The organism is Campylobacter sp. RM9333 (assembly GCF_020137705.1).
Classification (GTDB): Bacteria; Campylobacterota; Campylobacteria; order Campylobacterales; family Campylobacteraceae; genus Campylobacter_E.
Map to the genome: position 1 here is coordinate 142856 of NZ_JACGAY010000002.1, position 10163 is coordinate 153018.

A 10163-nucleotide genomic window follows, 5' to 3' on the forward strand; every position below is an offset into this window, starting at 1 on the left:
ATTTGTGAAATATTGTAAAAAACTTACTTAGATTTTTGCTTATGTGTTTCAATAAGTAACGAAATTTTAGGAATAGCCCACATAAATATGACAGCTTCAATTAAAGATGATAAAACCAAAGCTAAATAAAAAGAATTATCAATTAAGTTTAATTTCATTCCTAAAGTTGCAATTGCGATTAATAAAGTAAGCGGCATACAAGATGTAAAAGCTAATAAAATACAAGATATTTTAAAGTCTTTATAAAATACAAAAGAACTAATTATTCTACAAACTAACATAGTAAGAATAATAGCAAATGACATTAATATAAGCTCTTTATTAACCAAGCTAAAATCAAGGCTTAGCCCAACATATACGAAAAATATAGGTATTAAAAATGGGTGTCCTAATGAACTTAATTTATGCTCTAAATCCTTTTTATGCCCAAAAAAGCTAGATATAAACATACCAGCTAAAAACGCTCCTAAAGCTATTTCAAAATCAAAATAAAGCATTAAAGCAACTGCTAGCATCCACAATGCAAGACTAAGCCTTACATTACGCTCTGCTTTATCATAATCAGGCATTAAAATTTCTTTAAGCCAAGGTAACCACCAAAAAATCGCATTAAAAATATAATAAATTACAACAAAAATCCCTAAAAAGAATAGTATTGACAATACAGAAGTAACAACTTGCATTGTGCTACTTGAGTTTGAAAAGCTATTTAAAAGAGTTATTAAAACAATGCTTATTACTTCGCCAAGTGCTGCTAAAACCATAGTAAAACTAAGCCATTTTGGAGTAATTTCGTATTCTTTATATAAAATACTAATAAGCCCTATACTCATAACAGGAATTATTATTGCAACTACTAAGCTAAGTTTTAGTATCAATGAAATACTAATAGCTAAAGCGTAAAGAATTAAATAAAATAAAGATATTTTTTTTAGCTCATTTGCATTTAATTTTATAAATTCTTTAAGGCTTACTTCAAGCCCTGCTATAAACATTAAATAGCAAAATCCAATATGAGAAGCTAGGGTAAAAGCAGGTGTTTTTGTGATTATTCCAATAGCACCAGCAATACTTCCTAAAATAATTTCAACCGCTAAAATAGGTAAGCTAGTAAGCTTTGCTATATAAGGCGATGAAAAAACAACAAAAGATATAAATAATAAAATATTTAAATCATTTGAGCTAAGTTCCATTAATTTCCTTGTATAAATCTAGTATCCTCAAAAATTATGCTTTTTGCAATTATTTCAATTTTTTCGGGGATATTTTCAATAATTATAATAGGACTTAGGTTATAGTGATTAAATAATTTTGCTCTAAAGCTTATTTGCTTTTTAATACTTGGTGGATTTTTTAAAAATTCTTCATAATTTTCGTATTTAAAAAACTCATTCGCTTTTTTAAACGATATTACACATAATTCATCTTTATTACACATTATTAGCTCTTTACTTATGTCAAGACTTAGATTAATTTTGCGTGATTTAAAATGCGAATAAAACAAAACAAAAGCTTTTGCAGTATTTTTATTAGCTTTAATTCTTGCATAAAGCAAACGATAATTTAAAAACTTTTCTCTAATAATGCTAAATTGTTGATTTTTGCTTTCTAATCTTACGACTTTTTTAAAAAATTGCAATTTTTCTTCTATTGAGCCAGGTAGAATTTGATTTTTATATATACTTGAGCTTAATTCTTTTATCAAATGCTCTTCGCTTTTTTGTTGAGCTAAGCCGTAAATACAGCCACAATAATTTTGATGATACAATAAATCATCTTTTGCTAATTTTAATTGCCTTTGAGTTCCACCATCTTTTCTAAAATCAACACAAAAAAACTCTAAATCAGTCCCTTTTAAAGCTTCTTGCATAGATACTCTTAATTGCTCTAAATCTTTTTTAGGAGAGCATAAAAGTGTGGTTGTAAATGTTTTTTGCCCTAATTTTAAAGCCATTTCAACAGAACTTTGCATTCTAAAATCAAAACATTTAGAACATCTCTTCCCACGCTCAGGCTCATTTTCATAGCCTTTTACATAATTAAACCATTCAGCATAATCATATTCACCTTTAATTAGCTTAATACCAAGCTTTTTACAAGACCTTGCTACATCAAAATATCTTAATTCATATTCGCTAAAAGGATGAATATTTGGGTCATAAAAATACCCGATGAGTTCTTCATCAGGCATTAATTTTCTTAATTCTTGCAAAAAAAAGTGCGAATCAACGCTACAACAAATATGAACTAGCATTAATTTATTTTATACTTTTTACTAATTTCATTTATTGTGCCATCATCTAGCATTTCTTGTAGGCTTTTATTTATTATCTCAAGTAATTTTGTATTACCTTTATTTACGGCAAATCCTTGTGAGTCTTCATCTTTATACTCGCAAACTACTTGCAAATCAGGATTTTTATTTAAAAAATTAACTGCAGCAACCTTATCTAATACTATAGCATCTATTTTTTTGCTTTGTAATGAAAGTATGCTAATGCTAGAATTTGCAAAGCCTTTTACTTCTTTTTGGCTAGATTTTTTTGCTATATCATATTGCACCGAGCCAAGTTCAGCCCCAAAAAGCGTATTAGTAAAATCTAAATCTTTACAATTTTTAATTTCTTGATTTTCATTATTTTCTATTCTTTTTATGAAATAATTAGAACTATCTTTAAAATTAATTGTAAATTCTACTGCCTTAGCTCTTGCTGGAGTTTTTTTCATAATTGCTCCGATTAAATCCACTTTATTGCTCTTAAGACTTGGGATTAATCCGTCAAAATCCATATATTTAAACTCCACTTCTAAATTATTTCTTTTAGCAATTTCTTTAATAATATCAACATCAAAGCCTTTTAATTCGTTGTTTTCTAAATATTCATAAGGCGGATAATTAGGTGCTGTTGCTACTCTTAAAATATCAGCACTCATACTTGTTAATAATGCTAAAGAAAATAATATTTTTTTCATTTTGCTCCCTTACTTTACGCTATCTTTATAAACTGCGTTTTCATTTACTACTTCTTTAATAATTAAAGACCTTTTTGTCTCTCCTGTGCTATCTATGCTAATAATTCCACTAACGCCTTCGTAATCTTTAGTTTTTTTAATCTCTTGATTTATACATTCGCTAGTGATTTGCTCACAACGATTTGCAGCTTCTACTAATACAAAATAAGCATCAGCACCCATTGCAGCAAAATTTGATGGAAGACTTCCATTGTAAGCTTTTGCATATTCTGCTAAATATTTTTTGCTAAGTTCTGTTGGTGGAACATTTGCATCAAAGCTATCTGTATATAAATGATTGTTTGAATACTCTGCTGCAAGTTTGATAAATTGCTCATCAGCAACCCCATCAGCACTAGCGATTATACTTTTAACACCTGCGATTTTTGCTTGTCTTACAAAAAGCGCTGCTTCTTGATAATAAAGTGGCAAATACACTACATCAGGATTTAAACTAGCAATTTGAGCTGAAATAGCGTTAAAATCTTTATCTCCACTTGTAATGATTAATTCTTTTAATATTTCTCCACCACCTTGAACAAATTCTTTTTTGTAAGCTTTTGATAAACCTAGTGAATAATCAGTCGCTTGGTCTTTTACAATTACTGCTGTTTTTTTACCTTGAGCTAATAAATATTTTGCCATAGCTTCGCCTTGAAAACTATCATTAAAGCACACTCTAGCAGCGTAATTTTTGCCTTTTAATAATTTATCATTCGTAGCAGCTGGTGCAATTACAGGCACTTTTTTCGCTTCAGCTGTATTCATAACCACTATAGTATTTGCAGTAATCATTTCTCCAATTATTGCACTAACTTTTGGTAAAACTCTTTCAGTTGCTGTGATGGCTTCTATTTTATCGCCTTTTGTATCAACTATATTTAAATTGATTTGCTCTCCATTTTTTAAAGTTGGTTGCATTGCATTTGCTACTTTTATTCCATTAAGTGCTGCGTTACCATACGCTGCAACGCTACCGCTAAGTGGTAAAACTACACCAATATCTAAAGCAAAAGCCGCACTAGAAGCTAATAAAATTAAACTTTTTTTCATAATAAATCCTTTAAATAATTTAAATAAATTCCTTGAATTACAAGGCATAAAAGACCTGCAAAAAATCCTGCAAGTAAATCATCAAGCATAACGCCTAAGCCACCTTTTAGCTTTTTATCAACTTTACCAATAATACTTGGCTTAGTTATATCAAAAAGCCTAAATAAGATAAAAGCTAAAGCAAAATGCCACCAAGAGTTGTTAAAACTCATACCAATCGCCAAAAAAACCCCACAAACCTCATCAATTACTATTTCTTTAGCATCGTGTTCGTGAGTTTTTTCATAATCGTCAATGATTTTAATACTTGCAATAAAAATTGCAATACTTAATAGCATTAAAGTGCTTTTATCTGTGTAAATTAGTAACAAATAAGCAAATGGTAATGCCGCAATAGTCCCCATTGTGCCACTTGCAAACGGACTAAGACCTGAATAAAAAAATGTTAAATATAGTTTTGCTAATTTTTCTTTCATTAAAATCCTTTGTAATTTGGAAAAATATCTTAAGTTAGTTAAGGAATAATTTGTTTTTAGAATTTGATTTAAAGAATTTAAATATTGTTTTTAAATTCTATGATTTTTAATTTAAGAAAAACATTATAAAATAACGATTATTTTTTATAAAAAAAGGCAAAAAATGTTGAAAAAATCAATAATTTTAATGAGTATTTTATATTCTAGTTTAAATGCAAGTGCCGTTGATAGTAGATTTTCGTATCAAGATTATTTAGATTTTGGTGCTAATAAAGGCAAATTTAAAGCAGGGACAACAGAGCTTAGCGTAAGCTCTAAAGATGGGACTTTAAAAGTAGATAGTTTTTATTCTATGCCTATGATTGATTTTAGTGCTAGTAATAAAACGGGTAGATTAAAGGGTGAATTTACTAATATTGGAGCAAATAATGTAATAACAGCAGCTCATATGATTCAATCTGCAACAAGTAATCCAAAAGCATTACGCAAATATCAAAATCTACAATTTGGTGGAGTAAATACAATAGTAGTTCAAACTTCAAATAATTTTAAAGAATGGGTAGATAATATTGATAATGGTAAAACAAAAGATTTTATAACTATGCGTATGAGTAAGGTAAATCTCAATAAAAAAGCTGATGTAATAAATATTGATTTATATGATAAAAGCGGAAATGATATACATTTTAGCAATGCTGATAAATTTATTTCAACTTGTGCAAATCCAAACGAAACTGAAGATAACTGCACAAAATGGGCTAGCTTTATTGACTCTAAAGAATATAAAGAAAATAAAGGCGAACTTTTTCCTAGTGTTACAACGGATCAAGATGGAAATGTTATAAGAACACCAAATCCACGCTACACAATGTTTGTAAGAAGTGGAACAGGTCTTCAAAAGGTAGTTTCTTTAAAACCAAATGGAATTAATACAACTTCAACAATGATATCAGAAGCTGGGCATTATTTTACAGGCGGGATAGTTTATATAAATCCTAATGAATATAGGATAAATAATGCAATTATAAGCACGAATAATGAAAATAAACGAATGCTTGATTTTTCTAGCTCAGTTGCTAGAGGAGATAGTGGTAGTGCTTTATATGTTTGGGATAATACAGATAAAAAATGGTATATAGTTGGTGTTGGTAGCACTAGTGATTGTGAAAGTGATAAGGATATAGGATGTAGTTTTGGTAATTATCACATGGTAGATAAACAAATCATTAGTAATTTTATTGACGAACATAGTATTATGATAAATAATGATTTATTGCTAGATAGTAACTTAAAACAAAAAACAAACACAGGAACATTTGAAACGCTAAAAGATGCTAAAAATCAAGAAATAGCATTTACATTAGGTAACAATTCTTTTAAACATCATTTTGGAACCACTAGTGGTGTAAGTGAAGCAGAATATAAAAGTCGTTTAGATGCAATGGTTAATGATAAGGATTTATTTATTACTGGTGGAAAGTCTTTAGAGCTTAAAAATAATTCAGATATAGGTTCTAGTGCATTGATTTTTAGCGATAATCTTGGAGAATATACAATTAGTGGGGATTTTGACTTTTTACACGGCGGTCTTGATATAGGTGCTAATTCAGTCGTAAATTATTATGCAAAGACTACTCAATATGATTTCTTACATAAAATCGGAGCTGGCAAGCTAAATGTATATTCAAGTAGTCCAAATGCAGGGCTTAGAATAGGTGGGGGTGAAGTTGAGTTTAAAAATTCTTCAGGCACAACTTTTGGTAGTATTTATATGACTAATAATTCAAGTTTAAAGATAAATAACGCCAATCAAATAAATACAGATTATTTATATTTTGGAAATAATGCAGGTAAGCTTGATTTAAATGGAAATAATATTAATCTTAATAATTTTTATGCAAGTGATAATAATGCTATGATAACAAATACAAGCACAACAGCAAGTAGCCTTAGTATAAGTAAAAATTCTATAAAAGATACTATAAGCCACGGAAATATTACAGGAAATATCAAAATAGTTCAAAATAATAATAGTAGTGATAAATACGCTGTTTATGATGGTGGTTTAGATATTAATAGTATGGAATTTAAAAATGGAAATTTAGTTTTACAAGGTCATCCAGTAGTGCATGAATATGTAAAGAGTTATGTTGGTAAAACAGCTGAACAAGTAGCTGCTAGTATTAAAAGTGCTGGCGGTGGAGATGTTTATACTACCCCTACAAGGCTAGACCAAGAAGATTGGGAAGAGAGAAATTATAAAATGGCTAGCCTAACTTTAGACAAAGCTAGTCTTGATATTTTAAAACATTCAAATGTGGATATTAAAAACATTAATTCTATTTCTTCAACCATTAAAATTGGCGATAATTTAGCTTATATAGATAGGTTTGATGGAGAAAATATAAAAGCAAATGATACTATGGGTAGTGATACTAATGAAAGTTATTATAATAATCTAAAATATCAAGAAGAAGTAACAAAAGGCGAAAGCATTGCTAAAAATATCAAAATTAATTCAAATTTTGATTTGAAAACCAATTCAAAACTAAGCCTTTTAAATGGCACAGATTTTAAAGGCAAAATCACAGCTGATGATAGTTCTAGCCTTGAGTTTAATGGTGCAATGATTAATGCAAATATAAACGCAAGTAGCCTAAACTCAACCAATACAACATATATTTACGAAAGCAAAACTAATGCTTTAAATATAAGCAAAAGCACAAGTGGAGCTAAAAATACCTTGCTAATCCAAAAAGACTTTTTAAACGGAGATGATAAAATACTTTTAGCAAGTCTATCAAACTCTACTTTAGTGGCTGAAAATTATTTTGATATTAAGGGTGAAGATTCAGTATTTGCTGACCTTAAAGCTAATGTGAAATATTATAATGAAAACGGCACAGCTAAATGGTATCTTGAAAAAATACCATCTACTCCATCACCAGAGCCAAGCCCAACACCAAATGAGCCTAGCACTCCAAATAAACCAAGCGAGCCTGATACTAAACCAACTCCACCAACTAACACAGACACAACTCCAAGTGAGCCTATTAATCCAAATGAGCCTAGTGTTAATAATCCAAGCGAACCTAGTATTCCTAGCACTCCAAACGAACCAAACGAGCCTATTAAACCGATTGAGCCTAAGCCAGACACCCCAACAACTCCAAACGAGCCTACAATACCAGATGAGCCAAGCACTCCAAATAACCCAGAAGAGCCTGTTATAGTTGAGCTTGACCCAAATCCTAGCAACAATCCAAGCAATGTAGAAACAAAAGGCCATTATCAAGAATACTTCTTCGTAAGAGAGAAAGAAAGTTCAATAAATACAGCTAAAAACACGCTAAATCAAGCATTTTTTAACTATGTTTTAGAGTGGAACAATATGCAAAAGCGTATGGGAGAGCTAAGAGATGAGGTTGCAAATGGCGGAATTTGGATTAGGAATTTCGGTGGAGCAAGTTCGTATCTAAAAGATAATAAGACCAAATATTATGAATTACAAATCGGTGCTGATAAGATTAGCGAAATGGATGATTTCAATGCTTACGCGGGAATTATCTTTACTAATTCAATTTATAAACTAGATACAAAAAATATGCTAGAAGGTAAAGTAAAAGGCATAGGCGGGGGACTTTATTCAAGCTTTATTTTTAATAATGGTTTTTATATTGATATGATTGCAAAATATGTTGATTATAAAAATGACTATACTCTAACGCTAAATAATGGCAATAATAAAGCTATTTATATTAACGCGAATAATCATTCTAAAAGCGTAGTAGCAAGCGTAGAATTAGGCAATAGATTTTATATGAATAATTATTATTTAGAGCCTAGCGTTGAGCTAATTAGTGGCTATGTTAGTGCGATTAGCCTTGAAAATAAAGCCGAGCATATAAAATTAGAAAGCAAATCATTCGTTCCATTTAATACAAAAACAATGCTAAGTTTTGGTAAGCAAAGTAGCGAAGATTCAAGATTTGGATTTAGATTTGGGGTTGGAATTGCTGCTGATTTAGCTAAAAACGGCGATAAAACCATAAGAGATTTAAATGTAATTAGACAAATTGAAGGCAAAAAAGATACAAGAATGCTAACTAATGCTTCATTTAATTATAATTTCACGAATAATTTAAGGCTAATGACCGAGTTTGAAAGGACATTTTTTGGTGATTTGAATGTAGATTATTCGCTTAATATGACTTTAAGAAAGAGTTTTTAATTTATTTTGCACCTATTTTAAAGGTGCAAAATCTTTATATGTTTTTATCTTGTCAATAAATATTATTTATTGGATTTTTTAATGAGTTTAAGCATAAAGAGTTTAAAAATACATTTATCCTATCGCCTAAATACTCAAATTATGACGCAAAGCTTAATTTTTGATATAAAGAAGCAAAAATAACCATTAAATAATAATCTTTATTCATTCACTCGCATTACTAAATACAAAAAATAAAGAATTTAAAATAATAATTCAAATAAAAATATTTTAATTTTCTTTAAAAGTAAGAAAATTTAAATTGCTAAGTTATTGTTTGTATTAAACCATTTCTTAAATCTTGCCAAATTACTAAGCGGTAAAGATAGCTAAGATTTATAATTTTTATCCACAAATTTCTTAAAAGTTTAGTTATTTTTATGTTACTTTTACGCATTTAATTGTATTTTTTACTCATAAAATCACTTGAAATCTCACTGATATTGATTTTTTTAAGTATTAAAAAATAAAGAATTTAAAACAATAATTTACGCATAAAAACTAAAAAATATAAATCAATATTTTTATTATTACCAAAGCTTTATATTTTGATTTAGAGATAGCCTAAATAGTATTAAATCAATAATATGATAAATTCAAATTTATGTTTAAATTATTATTTTTTTAAAAGATTATTTTTTGAATGAATTGCTGTGATTTGCAATATTAATGCAAGTTAGCGTTAGAATATTTTTATCTTTTTCGTAAATTAGCACCAAATCGTTTTTCACATGGCAATCTCTATAGCCCTTAAATTTACCTTGCAAAGCGTGGTCTTTATAAACCGGTTCTAATACTTCATCATTTGCCAATCTTAAAATAATTTTATTTGTTAATTCTTTATCAGCTTTGCTTAGTTTTTTAAAGGCTGTTTTGTAAGCTTTAGTCTCCCTTACTTGATACTTCACCATTTCATGCTTTCTTCTACGAATTTTTCAGCGTCCATATATTCAACTTCCCCACGCAAATACGCAGCTTTTAATTCTTTTGCTTCTTTTATAGAATCTAAAAATTCTTTACTATTATAAAAATCATCTAATTTGCTTTTTTCTTTCTTTATCTTTATCGGCTCGTTAAATGCCTTTGCTAATTCTTTTAAAGCCTTTAAAAAGTGCGGATTATCATTCATCTTTACTATTACATTCATATTTACTCCTTTTATAATCGTTATCTTATACTAAATATGTTTAATTTATAAAGTTTTAAAGAATTTAAATTAGGAAATTGATTTTTAAATTTAAAAAAGGGAGCGAGTGCTCCCCTTAGGATTATTACAATAACCTTAGTAGTTTTTTAAGATAGCTAAACGCTATCTTAAAACTTCTATTATTACTATTGTAATAATCCTAGTC

General features: G+C 28.8%; 8 protein-coding genes. 1 reads left to right on the top strand and 7 read right to left on the bottom strand.

Translation table 11 applies throughout. From position 1 onward, the window contains the following. Window positions 1-23 precede the first annotated feature (23 nt). The 5 genes from AVBRAN9333_RS01800 to AVBRAN9333_RS01820 are packed head-to-tail and all read right to left on the bottom strand — an operon-like array spanning window position 24 to window position 4541. On the bottom strand, window positions 24-1193 hold the full coding sequence (locus AVBRAN9333_RS01800) for a cation:proton antiporter (RefSeq protein WP_214116421.1): 1170 nt from the start codon (window positions 1191-1193) through the stop codon (window positions 24-26). After that, window positions 1193-2254: an epoxyqueuosine reductase QueH gene (locus tag AVBRAN9333_RS01805; protein WP_214116431.1), complete on the bottom strand. Its 1062-nt coding sequence runs from the start codon at window positions 2252-2254 to the stop codon at window positions 1193-1195. Before AVBRAN9333_RS01805 ends, AVBRAN9333_RS01800 begins: the two co-directional genes overlap by 1 nt. Beyond that, complete coding sequence (locus AVBRAN9333_RS01810; RefSeq protein ID WP_214116433.1) at window positions 2254-2973, bottom strand: substrate-binding periplasmic protein; 720 nt, start codon at window positions 2971-2973, stop codon at window positions 2254-2256. The genes AVBRAN9333_RS01805 and AVBRAN9333_RS01810 overlap by 1 nt, the downstream gene beginning before the upstream one ends. Window positions 2974-2982: 9 nt before the next feature. After that, a complete protein-coding gene (locus AVBRAN9333_RS01815) occupies window positions 2983-4065 on the bottom strand; it encodes an ABC transporter substrate-binding protein (RefSeq protein ID WP_214119584.1) in 1083 nt (360 codons plus the stop codon). Further along, window positions 4062-4541 carry a phosphatidylglycerophosphatase A family protein gene (locus AVBRAN9333_RS01820; RefSeq protein ID WP_214119583.1) on the bottom strand — a complete coding sequence of 160 codons (480 nt, stop codon included), beginning with the start codon at window positions 4539-4541 and terminating at the stop codon, window positions 4062-4064. The genes AVBRAN9333_RS01815 and AVBRAN9333_RS01820 overlap by 4 nt, the downstream gene beginning before the upstream one ends. A gap of 163 nt (window positions 4542-4704) precedes the next feature. On the opposite strand from AVBRAN9333_RS01820, the gene AVBRAN9333_RS01825 reads away from it, so the two are divergent. Continuing rightward, window positions 4705-8772: an autotransporter outer membrane beta-barrel domain-containing protein gene (locus AVBRAN9333_RS01825; protein ID WP_336609334.1), complete on the top strand. Its 4068-nt coding sequence runs from the start codon at window positions 4705-4707 to the stop codon at window positions 8770-8772. A 671-nt stretch (window positions 8773-9443) separates the two neighbouring features. Here AVBRAN9333_RS01825 and AVBRAN9333_RS01830 read toward each other — a convergent pair. After that, window positions 9444-9722, bottom strand: coding sequence for a type II toxin-antitoxin system RelE/ParE family toxin (locus AVBRAN9333_RS01830; protein WP_250325694.1), 279 nt, complete (start codon window positions 9720-9722; stop codon window positions 9444-9446). Next, complete coding sequence (locus AVBRAN9333_RS01835; protein WP_214120675.1) at window positions 9716-9958, bottom strand: hypothetical protein; 243 nt, start codon at window positions 9956-9958, stop codon at window positions 9716-9718. Before AVBRAN9333_RS01835 ends, AVBRAN9333_RS01830 begins: the two co-directional genes overlap by 7 nt. Between the last annotated feature and the right edge of the window lie 205 nt (window positions 9959-10163).